At 58.8% G+C, this 19,163-nt stretch carries 14 protein-coding genes; all 14 read left to right on the top strand.

All coding sequences use genetic code 11. The features are described 5' to 3' along the window. The first annotated feature begins 153 nt into the window (after nucleotides 1–153). Nucleotides 154–3,024 (top strand): excinuclease ABC subunit UvrA, encoded by a 2,871-nt coding sequence (gene uvrA, locus BUB44_RS00320; RefSeq protein ID WP_073162331.1) that lies wholly within the window; start codon nucleotides 154–156, stop codon nucleotides 3,022–3,024. A gap of 4 nt (nucleotides 3,025–3,028) precedes the next feature. Next, complete coding sequence (gene uvrC, locus BUB44_RS00315; RefSeq protein ID WP_073162329.1) at nucleotides 3,029–4,879, top strand: excinuclease ABC subunit UvrC; 1,851 nt, start codon at nucleotides 3,029–3,031, stop codon at nucleotides 4,877–4,879. Between the two features lie 108 nt (nucleotides 4,880–4,987). Next, entirely contained in the window at nucleotides 4,988–5,818 is an 831-nt protein-coding gene (locus BUB44_RS00310; protein ID WP_083543006.1) for a Cof-type HAD-IIB family hydrolase, read from the top strand. Continuing rightward, on the top strand, nucleotides 5,811–6,794 hold the full coding sequence (locus tag BUB44_RS00305; protein WP_073162325.1) for an ROK family protein: 984 nt from the start codon (nucleotides 5,811–5,813) through the stop codon (nucleotides 6,792–6,794). The genes BUB44_RS00310 and BUB44_RS00305 overlap by 8 nt, the downstream gene beginning before the upstream one ends. Before the next feature lie 91 nt (nucleotides 6,795–6,885). Continuing rightward, nucleotides 6,886–8,856 (top strand): amylo-alpha-1,6-glucosidase, encoded by a 1,971-nt coding sequence (locus tag BUB44_RS00300; protein ID WP_073162323.1) that lies wholly within the window; start codon nucleotides 6,886–6,888, stop codon nucleotides 8,854–8,856. 33 nt (nucleotides 8,857–8,889) lie between these two features. Next, nucleotides 8,890–9,951: a bifunctional phosphoglucose/phosphomannose isomerase gene (locus BUB44_RS00295; RefSeq protein WP_073162321.1), complete on the top strand. Its 1,062-nt coding sequence runs from the start codon at nucleotides 8,890–8,892 to the stop codon at nucleotides 9,949–9,951. 32 nt (nucleotides 9,952–9,983) lie between these two features. After that, nucleotides 9,984–10,835, top strand: a complete 852-nt coding sequence (gene rapZ / locus BUB44_RS00290) for an RNase adapter RapZ (RefSeq protein WP_073162482.1) — start codon at nucleotides 9,984–9,986, stop codon at nucleotides 10,833–10,835. A 14-nt stretch (nucleotides 10,836–10,849) separates the two neighbouring features. Beyond that, nucleotides 10,850–12,181 carry a gluconeogenesis factor YvcK family protein gene (locus BUB44_RS00285; protein ID WP_073162319.1) on the top strand — a complete coding sequence of 444 codons (1,332 nt, stop codon included), beginning with the start codon at nucleotides 10,850–10,852 and terminating at the stop codon, nucleotides 12,179–12,181. A gap of 179 nt (nucleotides 12,182–12,360) precedes the next feature. Continuing rightward, a complete protein-coding gene (locus tag BUB44_RS00280) occupies nucleotides 12,361–13,245 on the top strand; it encodes a polysaccharide deacetylase family protein (protein WP_073162317.1) in 885 nt (294 codons plus the stop codon). Between the two features lie 56 nt (nucleotides 13,246–13,301). Continuing rightward, nucleotides 13,302–14,246 carry a DNA-binding protein WhiA gene (gene whiA / locus BUB44_RS00275; RefSeq protein WP_073162315.1) on the top strand — a complete coding sequence of 315 codons (945 nt, stop codon included), beginning with the start codon at nucleotides 13,302–13,304 and terminating at the stop codon, nucleotides 14,244–14,246. A gap of 139 nt (nucleotides 14,247–14,385) precedes the next feature. Next, nucleotides 14,386–15,795: an RNA polymerase factor sigma-54 gene (gene rpoN, locus BUB44_RS00270; protein ID WP_027356747.1), complete on the top strand. Its 1,410-nt coding sequence runs from the start codon at nucleotides 14,386–14,388 to the stop codon at nucleotides 15,793–15,795. 172 nt (nucleotides 15,796–15,967) lie between these two features. Next, nucleotides 15,968–16,999: a type I glyceraldehyde-3-phosphate dehydrogenase gene (gap, locus tag BUB44_RS00265; protein WP_073162313.1), complete on the top strand. Its 1,032-nt coding sequence runs from the start codon at nucleotides 15,968–15,970 to the stop codon at nucleotides 16,997–16,999. A gap of 176 nt (nucleotides 17,000–17,175) precedes the next feature. Further along, nucleotides 17,176–18,360 (top strand): phosphoglycerate kinase, encoded by a 1,185-nt coding sequence (locus BUB44_RS00260; protein ID WP_242655759.1) that lies wholly within the window; start codon nucleotides 17,176–17,178, stop codon nucleotides 18,358–18,360. 13 nt (nucleotides 18,361–18,373) lie between these two features. After that, nucleotides 18,374–19,132 (top strand): triose-phosphate isomerase, encoded by a 759-nt coding sequence (tpiA, locus tag BUB44_RS00255; RefSeq protein ID WP_027356750.1) that lies wholly within the window; start codon nucleotides 18,374–18,376, stop codon nucleotides 19,130–19,132. The last annotated feature ends 31 nt before the right edge of the window (nucleotides 19,133–19,163 follow it).

Genomic DNA, 19,163 nt, shown 5'->3' with positions numbered 1-19,163 from the left:
AGCCGGGCCTCCTTTGCGCTCAAATATGTCTTTAGCGGCTTTTGTTTTGCTACCGTCAATTGTATAATATATCCCCGGGACAGTCAAAGGAGTCCCTTTGTTCTTTTCCGTGGCGCTATAGTCCGGCAAAGGGCATTATACGGAGGAAGAATTATGCTGGAAAAAATTGTCGTTAAAGGTGCGCGGGTGCACAACCTTAAAAATATTGATGTGGAAATTCCCCGGGGAAAGCTGGTGGTGCTGACCGGCCTTTCCGGCTCCGGGAAGTCTTCCCTGGCCTTCGACACCATATACGCCGAGGGCCAGCGCCGTTATGTGGAATCACTGTCGGCCTATGCCCGGCAGTTCCTGGGGCAGATGGACAAGCCGGACGTGGACTATATCGAGGGTCTTTCCCCGGCCATTTCCATCGATCAGAAGACTACCAGCCACAACCCCCGTTCCACCGTGGGAACGGTGACCGAAATTTACGATTACCTGCGCCTCCTTTTTGCCCGGGTAGGCCGGGCCCACTGCCCGTCCTGCGGCAGGCCCATATCCCGGCAGGCGGTGGAGCAGATGGTGGACCAGCTCATGGCCCTGCCGGAGGGCACCCGCCTGCAGATCCTGGCTCCGGTGGTCCGGGGCAAGAAGGGGGAGCACCAGAAGGTGCTGGAGGAAATACGCAGGAACGGCTTTCCCCGGGTGCGGGTGGACGGCGAGGTCAGGGACCTGGCCGAGGGTGTCCAGCTGGATAAAAATAAGAAGCACACCATAGAGGTGGTGGTGGACCGGGTGATCGTCCGCCCCGGTGTTGCCCGGCGCCTGGCCGACTCCCTGGAGACGGCCCTGGGCATGGCCGGCGGCGTGGCCCTGGCGGCCGTGGTGGACGGCCCCGAAATGCTGTTTAACGAGAACTTTGCCTGCCCGGTGTGCGGCATCAGCCTGCCGGAGATAGCTCCCCGGCTTTTCTCCTTTAACAATCCTTACGGGGCCTGCCCGACCTGCACCGGCCTGGGGGTAAGAAGGGAGATCGATCCCGACCTGGTTATTCCCGACAGGCGCAAGTCCATTGCCGAAGGGGCCATTGTAGGCTGGTTCCGGGGTACCAATGCTTATGCCTGCCTGGAAGCCCTGGCCGAAAAGTACGGCTTTTCTCTTTCCACCCCGGTGGCCGAGTTGACCGAAGAGCAGCTGAACAAAATCCTCTACGGCACCGGTACGGATAAAATCCTGGTCAACTTCCGGGATGCCTCCGGGCGGCGGCAGCAGTACCTGGCTACCTTCGAGGGGGTAATCAACAATATTTCCCGCCGCTACCGGGAGACCACTTCCCCTTACATCCGGGAGGAAATTGAACGGTACATGAGCGATCGCCCCTGCCCGGCCTGCGGTGGAGCCCGCCTGCGGCCCGAGGCCCTGGCGGTGAAGCTGGGGGGGCTTTCCATTGTCGATGTCACCCGCTTATCGATCAAGGAAGCGCGGGAATTTTTCCGGCGCCTGGAGCTGACGGAAAGGGAGCGCCTCATTGCCCGGCAGGTGCTGAAAGAGATCAACGCCCGGCTCGGTTTTTTAATTAACGTGGGCCTGGACTACCTGACCCTGGACCGGGCAGCGGGTACCCTGTCCGGCGGGGAGGCCCAGCGCATCCGCCTGGCCACCCAGATCGGCAGCGGCCTGACCGGTGTTCTTTATATTCTTGACGAGCCCAGCATAGGCCTGCACCAGCGGGATAACCGGCGTCTCCTGGATACCCTGCTGCATTTGAGGGACCTGGGCAACACGGTAATTGTGGTGGAGCACGACGAGGATACCATCCGCACGGCGGATCACATCATCGACATCGGCCCGGGAGCCGGGGAATACGGGGGCAGGGTGGTGGCCCAGGGCACCCTGCAGGACATTCTCAACAGCCCGGAATCAATTACCGGGCAGTACCTGAGCGGCCGCCGCTTCATTCCCGTTCCCGCTGTGCGCCGGAAGCCCGGCGGCAAGGTGCTCCAGGTGCTCGGGGCCGCGGAACACAATCTCAAGCAAATCGACGTGACTTTCCCCCTGGGGGTATTCATCTGCGTTACCGGGGTTTCCGGTTCGGGCAAAAGTACCCTGGTCAACGAAATTCTTTACAAGTACCTGGCCCGGGAACTTCACGGCAGCCGCGTTCAGCCGGGTACCTGCCGGGAAGTGAGGGGAATTGAACACCTGGACAAGGTGATCAACGTCGATCAATCTCCCATCGGCCGCACCCCCCGCTCCAACCCGGCCACCTATACCGGCGTTTTCAACGATATCCGGGATCTTTTTGCCAGCCTCCCCGAGGCCCGGATGCGGGGTTATAAACCGGGGCGGTTCAGTTTCAACGTCAAAGGAGGGCGCTGTGAGGCCTGTGCCGGGGACGGAATCATCAAAATAGAAATGCACTTCCTGCCCGACGTCTATGTTCCCTGCGAGGTGTGCAAGGGCCGGCGTTACAACCGGGAGACGCTGGAAGTAAAATATAAGGGTAAGAATATAGCCGATGTGCTGGACATGACGGTGGATCAGGCGGCAGAATTTTTCCGTCACATTCCCAAAATTTACCGGCGACTCAAGACCCTGCAGGATGTGGGCCTGGGTTACATCCGCCTGGGGCAGCCGGCACCGGAACTTTCCGGGGGGGAGGCCCAGCGGGTGAAGCTGGCCACCGAGCTTTCCCGGCGCTCCAACGGCCGCACCCTCTACATCCTGGACGAGCCCACCACCGGCCTGCACATGGCCGATGTACACCGCCTGCTTCAGGTCCTGCACCGGCTGGTGGAGGCCGGGGATACGGTGGTGGTCATCGAGCACAACCTGGATGTTATTAAAACCGCCGACTACATTATCGACCTGGGTCCCGAGGGTGGGGACGGTGGCGGCCGGGTGGTGGCCTGCGGCACGCCGGAAGAAGTGGCCCGGGTAAAAGAATCCTACACCGGCCAGTTCCTGGCCCGGATTCTGGCTCAAGCGCCCGGGGGAAATCTCCATGGCCTTCCGGTAGAGGATGTGCGCGCAGCAGGAGGTTGAGAGGATGGATAAGCTGCAGCATCTTCCGGATAAACCCGGCGTGTATCTGTTCCGCGATGCAGCCGGGGAAATTATTTATGTGGGTAAGGCCGTCTCTTTAAAAAACCGTGTCCGTTCCTATTACCAGCCTGCTTCCCGGCTCAGCCCCAAGGTGCGGGCGATGATGAACCGGGCGGTGGATTTCGAGTACATTGTGACGGATAACGAAGTGGAAGCCCTGATCCTGGAGTCGAATCTGATCAAGGAGCATCGCCCCCGTTACAATATCTACCTGAAAGACGACAAGAGTTACCCCTACCTGAAGGTAACCCTGGGGGAGGACTTCCCCCGGGTGCACGTTACCCGCCGGGTGGTCAGGGACGGCTCCCGTTATTTCGGCCCCTATACTTCTGCGGGAGCGGTACACGAGACCCTGGATCTCCTGCGCCGCATCTTCCCTTTCCGCACCTGCAAGCAGAAGCTGGCTGCAGGCAAACTGCCGGCCGGGCGCCGTCCCTGCCTCAATTATTACATTGGGCGCTGCCTGGCTCCCTGTTCGGGACAGGTGGGCAGGGAGGAATACCGGTCGATAATCAACCGGGTATGCCTGTTTCTGGAAGGACGTCAGGACGACCTTGTAAAGGAACTCACCAGGCGGATGAACGAAGCGGCGGAAAAACTGGAATTCGAGCGGGCCGCCCGCTTCCGGGACCAGCTGATGGCCGTGCGCCAGGTTCTGGAGAACCAGAAGGTACTTTCAACCGGCAGGGAGGACCGGGATGTGGTGGCCCTGGCCCAAACGGAAGATCTCTCCCTGGTGATGATCTTCTTCGTGCGGGGCGGCAAGCTCATCGGGCGGGATCAATTCCTGGTGCCCGGTGCGGGTAATGCCCCGGAAGAAGTGCTGACGGCCTTCGTCAAGCAGTATTACAGCCGGGCCGACTTTATTCCCGGGGAAGTGCTCCTGGCCGGCATCGAACCGCAGGAGCGGCCGGCCATTGAAGAGTGGCTTTCCTCTCTCCGGGGTTCCCGGGTGCGCCTGGTGGTGCCCCGCCGGGGGGAAAAGAAGCAGCTGGTGGAGCTGGTGGCCAAAAATGCCCATCTGGCCCTGCAGGAAGTTGAGCAGGAACGGGAGTCCCGGGGGCAGGGGGAGGATGCCTGTGCCGAGCTGGCCCGGGAACTGGGCCTGGAAAAAGTGCCCCGCCGCATTGAATGTTACGACATCTCCAACACCCAGGGTGAGGAGAGCGTGGCTTCCATGGTGGTCTTTGAAGAAGGAAGACCGGCTACCGACCAGTACCGCCGGTTTAAAATACGCACCGTAACGGGGCCCAACGACTACGCTTCCTTGAAGGAGGTGCTTGCGCGCCGCTTTAACCGCGCCAGGGAAGAGCAGGAATTGATCCGGACCGGGCAGCTGTCCACCAGGCAGGCCGGGTTCCACCGCCTGCCCGACCTGCTCATTGTGGATGGGGGCAGGGGCCAGCTGTCGGCAGCCCGGGAGGTTATGAAGGAGCTGGGTTTTGGCTGCATACCGGCCTTCGGACTGGCCAAGGAGGAAGAGTTGCTTTTTGCCGAGGGCCGCACCGAGCCCATCCGCCTGCCCCGGGACTCCCGGGCCCTGCACCTGCTGCAGCACCTGCGGGATGAAGCCCACCGTTTTGCCCTTAACTATCACCGGCAGCTGCGCAACCGGCGCAGCCTCAAGTCCCTTCTGGATGAGATCGAGGGCATCGGCCCCGTACGCCGCCGGGCTCTTCTCAGGGCTTTTCCTTCCCTGGAGGACATGGCCCGGGCCACGGTTGAGGAGCTGGCCGCCGTGCCGGGGATGAACCGGTCTGCGGCCCGGGCCGTGTACCGGTTCTTCCATGGCTAGTACTGCCTTTTTCTGAAAACCATGGTATAATAGGTAAAGAAATTGAAGTGTTGTATGATTAAAATTTGGAGTGAATTAATATATTTTAGCATCTGGAGGTTGCGAGCCTTGTACCGGTTGCTGGCCATGGACCTGGACGATACCCTGCTGGATAAAAGTTTACGTATCGGCGAAGATAACCTGCGGGCCCTGGCCCTGGCCAGGCGGGCGGGGGTGGTTGTAACCCTGGCCACGGGACGCATGTATTGTTCTGCCCTGCCCTATGCCCGGCAGCTGGAGATTGACGCTCCCCTGATCACCTACGAGGGAGCCCTGATCAAGCATGCTGTCAGCGGGGAAGTGCTGCTGCACCGGCCCGTACCCCTTCCCTGGGCCCTGGATATTGTGGCCCGGGTTCAGGCCCGCGGTTACCACATCAACATCTACCTGGATGATTGCCTTTATGTGGAGCGGCATACGGAAGAAAGCAGGCTATACCAGTCCATTTCCCGGGTTCAGGCCCGGGCGGTGGGGCCGCTCATTCCTTTTATGAAGGAAGCCGGGAAGGATCCTACCAAAGTGCTGGTGATTGCCGGGGAAGAAAAATTGGACGAGCTGGCTGCAGAGTTAAAACCCCTTTATGGTTCCGACCTGCATATAACCAAGTCCAAACCTTATTTCCTGGAGTTTTCCCACCCGCAGGCCACCAAGGGGCATGCCCTGGCGGTGGTGGCCGCCTATTATGGTTTTGAGCCCGCGGAGGTTATTGCCGTGGGGGACAGCTACAACGACCTGGAAATGATTGAATGGGCCGGTCTGGGAGTGGCGGTGGCCAATGCTCCGCCCCAGATACGGGCCCGGGCGGATTTTGTTACCGCTTCCCATGATAACGGCGGCGTGGCCCGGGTGGTGGAAAAATTTATTCTGGGCGGGGCGGGGGAGGATGGTGCGCATGGATAAAGCGGTGGTTGCCGTTGACCTGGGCGGCACTAAGATCTATACCGCCCTGGCCGGCGCGGATGGCCGGGTGCTGGCTGAAGTGCTGGTTCCCACCCGGCCCTGGGAAGGGGTTGACGCGGTAATCGGGCGCATCGTGGGGACGGTGGATCAGGTGCTGGAACGGGCGGGGAAAGGGGGGCGGCCGGCGGCGCTGGGGATAGGCTGCCCGGGGCCCCTGGACGCAGCCAGCGGGCTGGTTCACCATGCCCCGAACCTGGACTGGCACGATGTTCCCCTGAAAGACCTGCTGGAAAAAAGGCTCGGTATTCCCGTGGCGGTGGACAATGACGCCAACCTGGCCGCCCTGGGGGAATACGTTTACGGGGCCGGCCGCGGCGAGAAGGATATGGTTTATATCACCGTCAGCACCGGTATCGGGGGCGGCCTGATCCTGGATGGGCGCCTCTATCACGGTGCCGGGTTCGGGGCCGGTGAGATCGGTCATATGACCATAGACCCCGGCGGCCCCCGGTGTAATTGCGGCAATTCTGGCTGCCTGGAGGCCATGGCCTCCGGGACGGCCATGGCCCGGGAGGCCCGTCTGCTGATAGAATCGGGCAGGGGCAGGGCCATCCTGGAGGCAGCGGGAGGAGATGTATGCGCCGTTACCGCGCGGGAAGTGGCCCGGGCTGCTGCGGGGGGAGATGATGAGGCCCGGCAGATCATTATTAATGCCGGCCGGGCCCTGGGTACCGGCGTGGCCAACGTGATTAACCTTTTAAACCCGGCCCTGGTGGTGCTGGGGGGTGGGGCCATGCAGGTGGGCCCTCTCATATGGGAGACCATGGAGGAAGAGATCTCCCGCCGGGCGCTGGCTGCCGCCCGCAGGCGGGTGCGGCTGGTACCGGCGGAACTGGGTCCGCGTTCGGGTTTAATGGGGGCGGTAGCCCTGGCCCTGCAGAAAAGTGGGGGGATTTTCCGGTCCGGGATGGTATAAAGGGTGCTACCGGGGGATTATTCTATTATCGTATTGCCGGAATATTTATCTTCCGGAAGGAAGTACTGGCTGCGGGAAGGAGAGGGGAGCGTTGCGCTTCGGCAAAGGAGAATGGCGCAGCTTCGAGCGGGGCATTGAGAAAGAATGGCTGGTGACCAACGGTCTCGGTGGTTATGCTTCCTCCACCCTGATCGGGGTTAACACGCGCAAGTATCACGGCCTCCTCGTGGCTTCCCTTACCCCTCCGGTAAGGCGTTACCTTTTTCTGGCCAAGCTGGATGAGCGGCTGGAAACCCCCCGGCGGATATACAACCTGGCTACAAACCATACCGGGGGAGGGGTAACGGAATTTGGATTTATCCACCTGCAGCAGGTGTTGTTCAACCCGTTTCCCACCTTTATTTATTCTTTTGGTGACATAACCCTCCAGAAACAGGTCTTTATGATTTATGGAGAGAACAGCACCGTTATCCTGTACCGGCTGATCAATGGAGCCGAGCCGGCTATCCTGAGGCTGGTCCCCCTGGTCAACTGCCGGAATTTCCACTGGACCGTCCGGCGGGGTCAGATTGATTTCCGCAAGGAAGAAATACCTTACGGGGTGGCGGTAAAATCCATTCCCCAGTGCCCCGTCCTGCGCCTGGTGTGCAGTGAGGGCCAGTTCAACAGCCGCGACGACTGGTTTTACGATATGTTTTACCTGGTGGAGCAAAAGCGGGGGCTGGATGCCAGGGAGGATCATTTCATACCCGGTGATTTCACCATTTCTTTAAAACCGGGGGAGATCAGGGACATTACCTTTCTGGCCACCCTGGAAGATATTTTTACCCTGGACGGGCGGGCCCTCCAGGGTGCGGAAATGAAGCGCCTGCAGGAACTGGTGAAGAGGAGCGGGTGCCGTGGTATCCTGGCCCGCCATCTGGTCCGGGCTGCGGACAGCTTTATAGTCCACCGCCAGTCCACAGGCGGGAAGAGCATTATTGCCGGCTACCACTGGTTTAACGACTGGGGAAGGGACGCCATGATTGCCCTTCCCGGTTTGACGCTGGTCACCCGGCGTTACGACGACGCCCGGGATATCCTGCTCACCTATTCCCGCTACTGCAAGGACGGGCTCCTGCCCAATGTGTTCGCCGATAACGGCAGGGAAGCGCTTTACAATACGGTGGACGCCTCCCTGTGGTTTTTCTGGGCGGCCTGGAAATATCTTCAGTATACCCGGGACCATACCTTTGGCAGGAAGGTGCTCTACCCCGTTCTCAGGGATATTGCCCACCATTACATCAAGGGGACGCACTTCAACATCGGGGTGGATGCGGACGGGCTGCTGGCGGCGGGTTCCCCGGACCTGCAGCTGACCTGGATGGATGCCAAGGTGGACCAGTGGGTGGTTACCCCCCGCCACGGGAAGGCCGTGGAAATTAACGCCCTCTGGTACAATGCCCTGTGCATTTTGCGGAAGCTGGCCGCCCTCTACGGGGATACTTTTCCTTATCAGGAACTGGTGGAAAAGCATGAGCGAAATTTTGTGCGGGAATTCTGGTACGAAGACGGCGGTTATTTCTATGATGTGATCGGTGAGGACGGAAAGGATGCCTCCCTCCGTCCCAACCAGGTTATTGCTTTAAGCCTCCCCTTTACCGCGGTTGATGCGGAAAGGGGACGCAGGGCGATGACCCGTGTCTGGCAGGAACTGTACGCCACCTACGGCCTGCGCACTTTATCCCCCGGCGACCCCAGGTACCGGGGAGTTTATGGGGGTGACCGGTGGCAGCGGGATGGGGCCTATCACCAGGGTACGGTCTGGAGCTGGCTGATCGGACCCTTTGTTACCGCCTGGCGGCGGGTTCATCACTATTCCCCGGCCAGCAGGCTGCAGGCGGCGCGTTTTCTTGCCCCCTTCCGGGATCAGCTGCGGGACCACGGGGTGGGTTATATTTCAGAAATCTTTGACGGTAATGAGCCCGTTATTCCCCGGGGGTGTATAGCCCAGGCCTGGGGAGTGGCGGAAGTGCTGCGGGCTTACGTGGAAGACGTGCTGGAAATCAGGCCGCAGATTTGAGGGTTAATAAATCCGCATGAGGAGGGGTTTGTCTTGTCCGTTCTGGATGATGTTCAGGCCATGTATGCCGCCGACACGAAGGGAATGCTCAAATCCCTGTGGGAACTGCCCGGGCAGTGTGCCCGGGCCTGGGAACTGGGTATGGCCGCCCAGCTTCCCCCTGCAGGCCAGTTCAAGCATATACTGGTTACCGGCCTCGGCGGTTCGGCCATCGGGGGCGATTTCCTGCGGGTGTATGCCGCCCGGCGTCTGGGCGTCCCGGTGGTGGTTAACCGGGACTATGTGCTGCCTGAATTTGTGGGGCCGCATACCCTGGTTTTTGCCGTCAGCTATTCCGGCAATACCGAGGAAACCCTGAGCGCCTATGCCCGGGCCCGGGAAAAAGGGGCGGCGCTGGTAGTTCTGACCACCGGCGGCAGGCTGGGCGAGATGGCGAGGCAGGACGGTGTGCCGGTAATTACCGTCCCCGGAGGCATAGCCCCCCGTTCGGCCACGGGTTATCTCTTCCTTCCCACCCTGGCCGTGCTTTACCGGATGGGCCTGCTTCCGGACCCGGGCCAGGAAGTGCATGAGTGCGTATCCCTTCTGCAGTCCATGCGGGAAGAGCTCAAGCCGGAAGTTCCCCGGGACTCCAACCCGGCCAAGATGCTGGCGGCCGGTTTTTACAACCGCATTCCCGTAATCTGGGGTTCCAGCGGGACCACGGAAGTGGTGGCCCAGCGCTGGAAGGGGCAGATCAATGAAAATGCCAAGGCACCGGCCTACTGGAATGTATTTCCGGAGCTGAACCATAACGAGCTGGTCGGGTTTGAGTTTCCCGGTGAGCTCCTGCGCCGGCTTTATGTGGTTATCCTGCGGGATCCCCACGATCACCCGCGGGTGCAGAAGCGTTTTGCCATTACCCGTGAGATTATGGAAGGTGCGGTGGCCGGTGTTGTCGAAATAATGGCCCGGGGGAGCGGTGCCCTGGCCCGCCTGTACTCCCTGGTGTATATTGGGGATTACGCCAGTGTATACCTGGCCATGCTCTACGGCGTGGATCCCGGCCCGGTCAGGGTGATCGATACCCTCAAGGCCCGCCTGGCGGAGGAGTAAGGGGTAACGCCGGGCAATGAGTGGTGATTATTATGCGGCTGGTAATTGTGACCGGCCTTTCCGGGGCCGGAAAAACCCAGGCCTTAAGGATTCTGGAGGATTTAGGTTTTTTTTGTGTGGACAATCTGCCTCCCCGGCTTATCCCCAAATTTCTGGAACTTTGTTCACAGTCTTCCCGGGGAATTAATAAAATAGCTGTAGTAGTGGATATCCGGGGTGGAGAATTTTTTGACGCCCTTTTTGAAGTTCTAAATGATCTGGAACAGGAGGGCCTGCGCTACGAGATCCTGTTCCTGGAAACCTCTGACGCCACCCTGGTTCGCCGGTATAAGGAATCCCGCCGCAGCCATCCCCTGAGCGTGGACGGGGAAGTGCTGCAGAGTATACGCCAGGAAAGGGAGCGGCTGCGGGAATTACGGGGGCGGGCTCACAAGATAATTGACACCTCGGATATGACTCCCCAGGAGCTAAAAGAGGAACTGGTCAGTCTGTTTGGAGACAACACCGGGGCGCCCCTGCGCATTACAATTATTTCCTTCGGCTATAAATACGGCATACCCCTGGACAGCGACCTGGTTTTTGACGTAAGGTTTTTACCCAACCCCCATTACGACCCGGCCCTGCGCCCGCTGACCGGAAACGACCCGGCGGTAAGGGATTATATCCTGTGCGCCCCGGTAAGCCAGGATTTCCTGAACCGGTTCTATCAATTCATTGATTTTCTCCTTCCCCATTATATCCGGGAGGGGAAAACTACCCTCACCATTGCCATTGGCTGCACCGGTGGCCAGCACCGCAGCGTAACCCTGGCCAACAGCCTGGGGGCTCACCTGGCGGAGCAGGGTTACCGGGTTGCCGTGCGGCACCGGGATCTTCCCCGTTAAGGCAGGGAGTTGCAATGATAAGTTTGTTCAAGTGGCTTTGCCCGGGAATGCATGTTAAGCGCTGGCTGGTTCTGGCCTTTGCCGGCCTGCTGCTGGCTGTGTCCGGCACCGGCCTTCTGGTCCAGTCTGTTCCGGTGGAACGCCGGGCGGTACTGTTAATCCGGGTGGAGGAACTTTTCGCCCCGGAACATCTCTGGGTGGCGGGATCCCTTCTCCTCCTGCTGGGGCTGGCAGCTCTTTACTACGGCAGTTACCGGGCCTTCAAGTCGGTGGTGGATGTCCTGACACCCGAAGAATGCACGCGCCTGGCGGAGATAATCCATACCCGCCAGAACCTGCGCCGGGGTCCCCGCATTGTGGTCATAGGCGGCGGTACGGGTTTGTCCGTACTGCTGAGGGGTCTGAAAGAATATACCAGCAATATTACCGCCATTGTCACCGTGGCCGATGACGGAGGAAGCTCGGGGCGGCTGCGGGGAGAGCTGGGTATGCTTCCTCCCGGGGACATCCGTAACTGCCTGGTGGCCCTGGCCGATAAAGAATCGCTGATGGAAGACCTGCTGCAGTACCGCTTTAAAAGTGGCGACCTGGCCGGCCACAATCTGGGCAACCTCCTCCTGGCCGCGTTGAATCATATGGCCGGTGGGTTTCAGGAAGCCGTGCAGGCCCTGAGCAAGGTCCTGGCCGTCAGGGGGCAGGTCCTGCCCGTTACCCTGCAGAACGTGGTCCTGGGGGCGGAACTGTCCGACGGTACGCTGGTTTACGGGGAATCATCCATTCCCCGGTGCAGGAAACCCATCAAGCGGGTTTTCCTGGTACCGGGTGATTGCTACCCCCTGCCCGAAGCCCTGCAGGCCATTGCCCGGGCGGACGCGGTGGTGCTGGGCCCGGGAAGCCTTTATACCAGCATCCTGCCCAACCTGCTGGTGCGGGGGATTTCCGAAGCCATTGCCCGCACCAGGGCGGTACGGGTTTACGTTTGTAACGTGATGACCCAGCCGGGGGAAACCGATGGTTACACTGCCAGCGACCATCTCAAGGCCATCTTTTCCCACGCCGGCCCCATTGTGGATTACGTGGTGGTTAACCGCGGCAGCATACCGACGCGGTTGAAGGTGCGTTACCGCCGGGAGGGTGCCGTGCCGGTGGTGGCGGATACGGAAATATTGCAGCAGATGGGAGTAAAGGTCGTAGAGGGCGATCTGGTTCACGAAAGCAACGTGGTTCGCCATCATCCCGGCAAGCTGGCCCGGCTGATCCTGGAGCTGGCCCTGCAGGAGCGCAGGGCAGGGGAACCTTTCCGGCTATCTTCCACGGGCAGTAACTTCCGTTCAGGGTACCTGTAGGCGGGGCCGGCACTTTTCCGCTGAAAGCGGATTTTTTTGTCGAATAAGAGTTGCCGGGGCAGGATCGGGGTGTTAAGATCTTATTAAACCCCGAGCCGTACCGGTTGGAAGATTTCCCCGGGGGCTTTTGTTTACCGCTGAAGCCCGATGGCAGTTTAACTGGTGAGCAGGAGGATTGGATGAAAATCAGGATTTTAATTGCCATCTTATCTCTTCCCCTGCTTTTTCTGCTGGTTCTGGGCGGTACCCGTTATGCTGCCGATTGCCTGGCCCGGGCCCAGAGCGTGACTCCCCCTTTCCCATCACCGGAATTCCAGCAACGGGGGATACCCATTTTAATGTATCATAAGGTAAACCCCGATCCCCGGTCAGGGGGGCTGGGGCTGCGGGTACCGCCGTATAAATTTGCCCGGCAGATGGAATACCTGGCGGCCCATGGTTTTCATACTGTTTCCCTTGTAGACGTGGTGGATCACTTCCAGAAGGGGAAACCCCTCCCGTCCCGGCCGGTGGTGATAACCTTTGATGATGGCTACCTGGACAATTACACCTATGCTTTTCCAATTTTAAAAAGGCACAGGTTCACGGCCACTATTTTTGTGGTGGCCGGCACCGTGGGTAAGACCAATGTCTTTGACGCCAGGGTTCAGCCGGTAAACAGGATGGCCGGCTGGCGGGAGCTGAGGGAGATGGCCGCTTACGGCATCACCATCGGTGCCCATACCCTGGATCACCCCCGGCTGACGGGCCTCCCCCTGGAGGAAGCCCGCCGCCAGATCAGGGAAAGCAAGGCCATCCTGGAGGCGGGGCTGGGTCGACCGGTGGAAGTTTTCAGCTATCCTTACGGCAGGTACAACCTGAAACTGGCCAGGCTGGTGAAAGAAAGCGGCTACCGGGCGGCAGTGACCACGGTCCAGGGGCTGGCCCGCCCCGGTGATGATCCCTATACCCTGAAAAGGGTGCGTGTGATGGGGAGCTACAATATGCAGAAGTTTATCACGGAACTGCTGAAATATTATTATTACCCACCCGCTCCGGTTGCCGCAGGCGGTAGGCGCTATTGATAACGGGCGCTAAAATTCCTGCCGGGTGTGGTATAATATTTGTAAGGTGATTTTTAATGTCCTTTTCTGCCCTTACCAAAGAGGAGCTGGCAAGGGTGGTGGGGAAGGAGAAATGCTGCCGGCTGGCCGAGCTGGCTGCCCTGGTTAAAATGGACGGCAGCCTGTTCCTGGGGCCGGGTGCGGAAGCCACCCTGACCGTTGGCACCGGAAGTGCGGCGGTAGCCCGGAAGATTTTTTCCCTTTTCAAGGAGCTCTTTGGTGTACAGACTAAAGTCCTGATCAAGCGGAAAAACCGGGTGCGGAAGAAAAACCTCTACCAGGTGCGGATCTCTCCACAGGATGGGATGGCCCGGATTTTATGCCAGCTGGGCATGATGGATGAGCGGGGCCGCCTGACCGCCGGGGTACCCGGCGTGCTGGTGCGGCGGGAATGCTGCCGCCGGGCATACCTGCGGGGGGCTTTCCTGGGGGGCGGTTCCGTGAACAGTCCCGAGGGAACTTACCACCTGGAGATCATTACGGGCAGTGCCGAACATGCCCGGGGTCTGGGCCGGCTGATGGAGGAATTCGGCCTGGAGGCAAAGGTGAGCGTTCGTAAAAACTGGCATGTGGTATATTTAAAGGATAGCGAGCAGATTGTATCCCTGTTGAATATTATGGGAGCCCATACGGCTCTTTTAGATTTTGAAAACGTGCGCATATATAAAGATATGCGCAACCAGGTTAACCGGCTGGTAAACTGTGAAACAGCCAATCTGAACAAGGTAGTGGATGCGGCCCTGCGCCAGGTGGAAAATATCCGTTACATAGCTGCCACCATGGGGCTGGAGAAACTCCCGCCACCCCTGCGGCAGGTAGCTGAGGCCCGCCTGCGCTATCCCGACGCGAGCCTGAGGGAGCTGGGGGAAGTTCTCGAGCCCCGGCTGGGGAAATCGGGGGTAAATCACCGCCTGCGCAGGCTGGATGAAATTGCCAACAGGCTCCGGCGTGGTGAGTTATAAAGCCGGGACGCTCATCCCCGGCAGCAGGAGAAAACAGCGCCGCTATAGAATTAGACAATATTTATTCTTTAGAGAATTAGCTATTCTTTCGTTTATGATTAACGTTATTTATGGCGGAGCTTTGGAGGAGTGAGGCCCTATGCGCCTGGGTTACGGGCTCAATCTGGAACAAACACAAAAGTTAATCATGACTCCCGAGCTGCGTCAGGCCATAACCGTGTTGCAGCTATCCTCCCTGGAGCTTTCCCTGTATATAGAGCAGCAACTGCAGGAGAACCCTCTTTTGGAACTGCAGGAGGAAAGCGGTGCCGGGGAGGATGAAGGTGAATTTGAGTGGGAGCACGAGCAGGGGGAACCGGACAGGGAATACGACCTGGATTGGGAGGAATATTTTCAGGATTCCAGCGATTTAGGTTTTCCGCGGGCGGAACGGGATCCCGAGCCACCCGCCCACAATTATGAAAGTTTCCTTTCCCAGGCGCCTACCCTGATGGAACATCTGATGTTCCAGCTGTACTTGAGCAAGTGCAGCCCTGACACCAGGGCTATCGGTGAATATTTGATTGGTAATCTGGACGAGCACGGGTACCTGCGGGTAAGTGTGGAGGAGGCTGCCAGGCAGCTGGCCGTATCTCCCCAGGCCGTGGAAGAAGCGCTGAAATTGATCCAGACCTTTGACCCGCCGGGGGTAGGGGCCCGGACTCTCCAGGAGTGCCTGCTCATCCAGCTTAACCAGCTAGGTATTAAAGATGGGTTGCTGGAAAAGATTATCCGCTACCACCTGGTGGACCTGGCCAGGGGTAAGTTTAACCGCCTGGCCCAGCAGTTCAATGTCCATGTGCGGGAAATCCAGCGGGTGGCCGATATTTTAAAAACCCTGGACCCCAAGCCAGGTCGTAATTTTTCCACCCCTTACGAAGTGCGTTATGTGGTACCGGATATAGTAGTGGAAAAGGTGGGGGATGATTATATCATCCTGATCAATGATGTATCCGTGCCCCGCCTGACCATTAATCCCACCTACCGCGCGGTGCTTCAGCAGGAAAACCAGGATTCCCGTACCCGCCGCTTTGTGGAGAGCAAGCTTAACGCGGCGGCCTGGCTGATCCGCAGCATAGAGCAGCGGCGCCTGACCCTTTATAAGGTGACCAGCTGCCTGGTCCAGTTGCAGCGGGATTTTCTGGACCACGGGGTGAAATATCTAAAACCCCTTAATTTAAAACAGGTGGCTGACATGGTTGGCCTGCACGAATCCACAGTAAGCCGGGCTACCTCCAACAAATATATCCAGACCCCGCAGGGGGTATTTGAAATGAAGTATTTCTTCCCCTCGGGGGTAAATAACGGTGGCGGGAACGGGACTTCTGCCGAAAGCATTAAGAAAATGCTTCAGGAAATTGTGGCGGCTGAAGATCCCAGGGAGCCGTTAAATGACCAGAAGATTGCGGAAATTTTATCAAAAGAAGGCATTCACATTTCCCGGCGGACCGTGGCCAAGTACCGGAGCGAACTGGGCATTCCGTCGGTGCAGCAGAGAAAGCGTTATTAAACCCGGGGCGGGGGATTAATCAGGGTACCGGTAGTTCCAACCGGTACCCAATTTTTTTATCTTATTTATCCCAAAAAAGAGGAACTATTTAACTGGATGACGAATAAGAATGTCATAATTCAAATAAATTTTATTAAGTAATGTATACTAATGAAAGGAGCGAGAGGGAATAATGACGGTAAGGGTAGGGATTAATGGTTTCGGCCGTATAGGGAGAAATGTGCTGCGGGCAGCGCTCCGCTATCCCGATATCCAGGTGGTGGCCGTAAACCACAAGTCCCGGCGGCTCCAGGTAAATGAGAACTACGCTCGTACTCTTGCCCACGCTTTAAAATACGATTCAGTTCACGGCCGTCTGGATGCGGATGTGCAGGCTGGTGAACGTTCTCTAATCGTAAACGGTTCCGAGATTGCGGTCCTGGCCGAGGCGGATCCCGCCCGCATTCCCTGGGGAGAACTGGGAGTGGACGTGGTGGTGGAATCCACCGGCAAGTTTAAAACAGCGGAAGACGCTGCAGTGCATCTATCCAGCGGAGCCCGGAAAGTGGTCATCAGCGCTCCGGCCAAAGGAAACGTCCTGACAGTAGTTATGGGGGTTAACGAGGAACTTTATGATCCTGCAATGCATCACGTAATTTCCAACGCTTCCTGTACCACCAACTGCCTGGCGCCGGTGGCCAAAGTGCTGGACGAACAATTTGGTATAGTCAAGGGCCTCATGACCACCGTCCATGCCTATACCAACGACCAGCAGATCCTGGACATGCCTCACCGGGACCTGCGCCGGGGCCGGGCCGCGAACATGAGCATTATTCCCACCACCACCGGGGCGGCCCGGGCGGTGGAACTGGTGCTCCCGCAATTAAAAGGCAAGTTGAACGGTATGGCCATGCGGGTGCCCACTCCCAATGTCAGCGTGGTGGATTTCGTGGCCCAGTTGAGCCGGCCGGTTACGGTTCAGGAGGTCAACGAAGCCCTGAAGGACGCTTCCGAGGGTAAGCTGAGGGGCATCCTGGCCTACAGCGACCTGCCCCTGGTGTCGGTGGATTACTGTGGAGATCCCCACTCGGCTATTATAGACGGTCCTTCCACCATGGTCATTGGCGAGGATATGGTTAAAGTGGTGGCCTGGTACGATAATGAATGGGGCTATTCCAACCGTATCCTGGACCTGATTTTGTACATGGCCCGGAAAGGATTTTAAAAAAACACGTCAAAGAATATCCTGTAAAGGCAGGTGTTTCCGGCGGGCCCTGGCGGGGTGCCCGCCGGAACAGGTCATGGGCAGGTTAGCCCCGGGGCGGTGGTCCTGGGGACCCGGTCAAAATGATGGGACCCGGTATGTATGATGTAATATTTCATTATCAGGGAGGTATATGTGTGCTCAAAACCATCCGGGATCTGGAGGTAACCGGTAAGCGGGTACTGGTGAGGGTGGATTTTAATGTCCCCCTGGACGGGGAAGGTAATGTTGCCGATGATACCCGGATCCGGGCGGCACTGCCAACCATCCAGTACCTGCTGGAAAAACAGGCCAGGGTGATCCTGGTCTCCCATCTGGGGCGGCCCAAGGGGAAGGTAGATGAACGCTACCGCCTGGACCCGGTGGCCCGGCGCCTTTCCGAATTGCTGGGCAGGCCGGTGGTTAAGGTGGATGATTGCATAGGAGATGAGCCCAGGCGGGCCGTGCAGGAGATGCAGCCCGGCGATGTGATACTGCTGGAAAATGTGCGTTTTCATCCCGGGGAGGAAAAGAACGAGGAGAAGTTTGCCCGCCAGCTGGCCGAGCTGGCCGATGTTTATGTGAATGATGCCTTTGGCACTGCCCACCGGGCCCATGCATCCACGGAAGGGGTGGCCCACTTTTTACCCGCTGCCGCCGGCTTTCTGATGGAAAAGGAAATAAACATGCTCGGCCAGGCCCTGTCCAATCCCGGCCGGCCCTTTGTGGCCATTCTGGGAGGGGCCAAGGTTTCCGATAAAATTGGCGTGATTGAAAACCTCCTGGGCAAGGTAAACACCCTGCTCATCGGCGGGGGTATGGCCAATACCTTCCTGGCTGCCCGCGGCCTGGCCCTGGGCAAATCCCTGGTGGAGACGGATAAGGTAGCTCTGGCCGGGGATTTAATAAACCGGGCACAAAAGGCGGGGGTAAAATTGCTTTTACCCGTGGACCTGGTGGTTGCCAGGGCGGCCCAGCCGGATGCGGAACCCAAAGTGGTGCCGGTGGATGCTGTGCCGGAGGACTGGATGGCTCTGGATATCGGGCCGGAAACGGTAAAGAATTACGTTGCCGAGGTGCGCGACGCCGGTACCGTTATCTGGAACGGGCCCATGGGGGTCTTTGAGATGGCTCCCTTTGCGGCAGGTACCTTCGAGCTGGCCAGGGCGCTGGCCGAAAGCAAAGCCACCACCATCGTGGGCGGTGGAGATACGGCAGCAGCGGTGGAGAAGGCGGGTGTAGCCGGCAGGATGTCCCACGTCTCCACCGGTGGCGGGGCTTCCCTGGAGTTTCTGGAAGGAAAGACCCTGCCCGGAGTGGCTGTTCTGATGGATAAGAAGTGAGGGAGAGGTAGCCATGCGGATACCCCTTCTGGCGGGTAACTGGAAAATGTATAAAACGGTCACCGAAGCGGTGGAATTTGTGCGGGGACTCAAGGAAGCCCTGGCCGGTATCCAGGGGGTGGAAGTGGCCGTTTGTCCCCCGTTTACCGCCCTTTATGCCGTGGCCCGGGAGCTGCAGGGAACGGGTATGGCCCTGGGGGCCCAGAATATGTACCAGGCCGAGGAAGGGGCATATACGGGAGAAGTTTCCCCGGTCATGCTGAAGGAAATCGGGTGCCGTTACGTGATCCTGGGCCACTCGGAACGCCGGCAATATTTTGGTGAGAGTGATGAAATGATTAACGCCAAAGTAAAGCTGGCCCTTAAACACGGTTTGACCCCCATCGTTTGTGTGGGAGAACACCTGAAAGATAGGGAAGCGGGAAATACGGAAAAGGTTGTGGGGGAACAGGTCCGCCGCTCGCTGGCCGGTCTTTCCGCAGCTGAACTGGCCGGCCTGGTGGTGGCCTATGAACCGGTGTGGGCCATCGGCACCGGGCGCACGGCTTCCCCTGAAGACGCCCAGCAGGTAAATGCTTTTATCCGCTCCCTGCTGGCTGAGATGGGGGGTCAGGAAGCGGCCCGGCAGGTGCGTATCCAGTACGGCGGAAGCGTTAAGCCCGATAACGCCGCCGAACTTCTGGGGCAGCCCGATATCGACGGCGCCCTGGTAGGTGGTGCCAGCCTGAAGGTGGAAAGTTTTGCTGCCATTGTCCGGGCGGCACTGCAGTAAGAGGCGGAATGATGACCTGTTATCAGGAGGT

The organism is Desulfofundulus australicus DSM 11792 (assembly GCF_900129285.1).
Taxonomy (GTDB): domain Bacteria; phylum Bacillota; class Desulfotomaculia; order Desulfotomaculales; family Desulfovirgulaceae; genus Desulfofundulus; species Desulfofundulus australicus.
Note: the sequence above shows the minus strand (reverse complement) of the source record. Positions and strands in the feature narration are given on the sequence as shown.

Excerpts from the sequence above, each read along its gene's own strand:
- uvrA (WP_073162331.1), top strand. The coding sequence starts at position 154 with ATGCTGGAAAAAATTGTCGTTAAAGGTGCGCGGGTGCACAACCTTAAA.
- uvrC (WP_073162329.1), top strand. The coding sequence starts at position 3,029 with ATGGATAAGCTGCAGCATCTTCCGGATAAACCCGGCGTGTATCTGTTC.
- BUB44_RS00305 (WP_073162325.1), top strand. The coding sequence starts at position 5,811 with ATGGATAAAGCGGTGGTTGCCGTTGACCTGGGCGGCACTAAGATCTAT.
- rapZ (WP_073162482.1), top strand. The coding sequence starts at position 9,984 with ATGCGGCTGGTAATTGTGACCGGCCTTTCCGGGGCCGGAAAAACCCAG.
- BUB44_RS00285 (WP_073162319.1), top strand. The coding sequence starts at position 10,850 with ATGATAAGTTTGTTCAAGTGGCTTTGCCCGGGAATGCATGTTAAGCGC.
- BUB44_RS00280 (WP_073162317.1), top strand. The coding sequence starts at position 12,361 with ATGAAAATCAGGATTTTAATTGCCATCTTATCTCTTCCCCTGCTTTTT.
- whiA (WP_073162315.1), top strand. The coding sequence starts at position 13,302 with ATGTCCTTTTCTGCCCTTACCAAAGAGGAGCTGGCAAGGGTGGTGGGG.
- rpoN (WP_027356747.1), top strand. The coding sequence starts at position 14,386 with ATGCGCCTGGGTTACGGGCTCAATCTGGAACAAACACAAAAGTTAATC.
- gap (WP_073162313.1), top strand. The coding sequence starts at position 15,968 with ATGACGGTAAGGGTAGGGATTAATGGTTTCGGCCGTATAGGGAGAAAT.
- tpiA (WP_027356750.1), top strand. The coding sequence starts at position 18,374 with ATGCGGATACCCCTTCTGGCGGGTAACTGGAAAATGTATAAAACGGTC.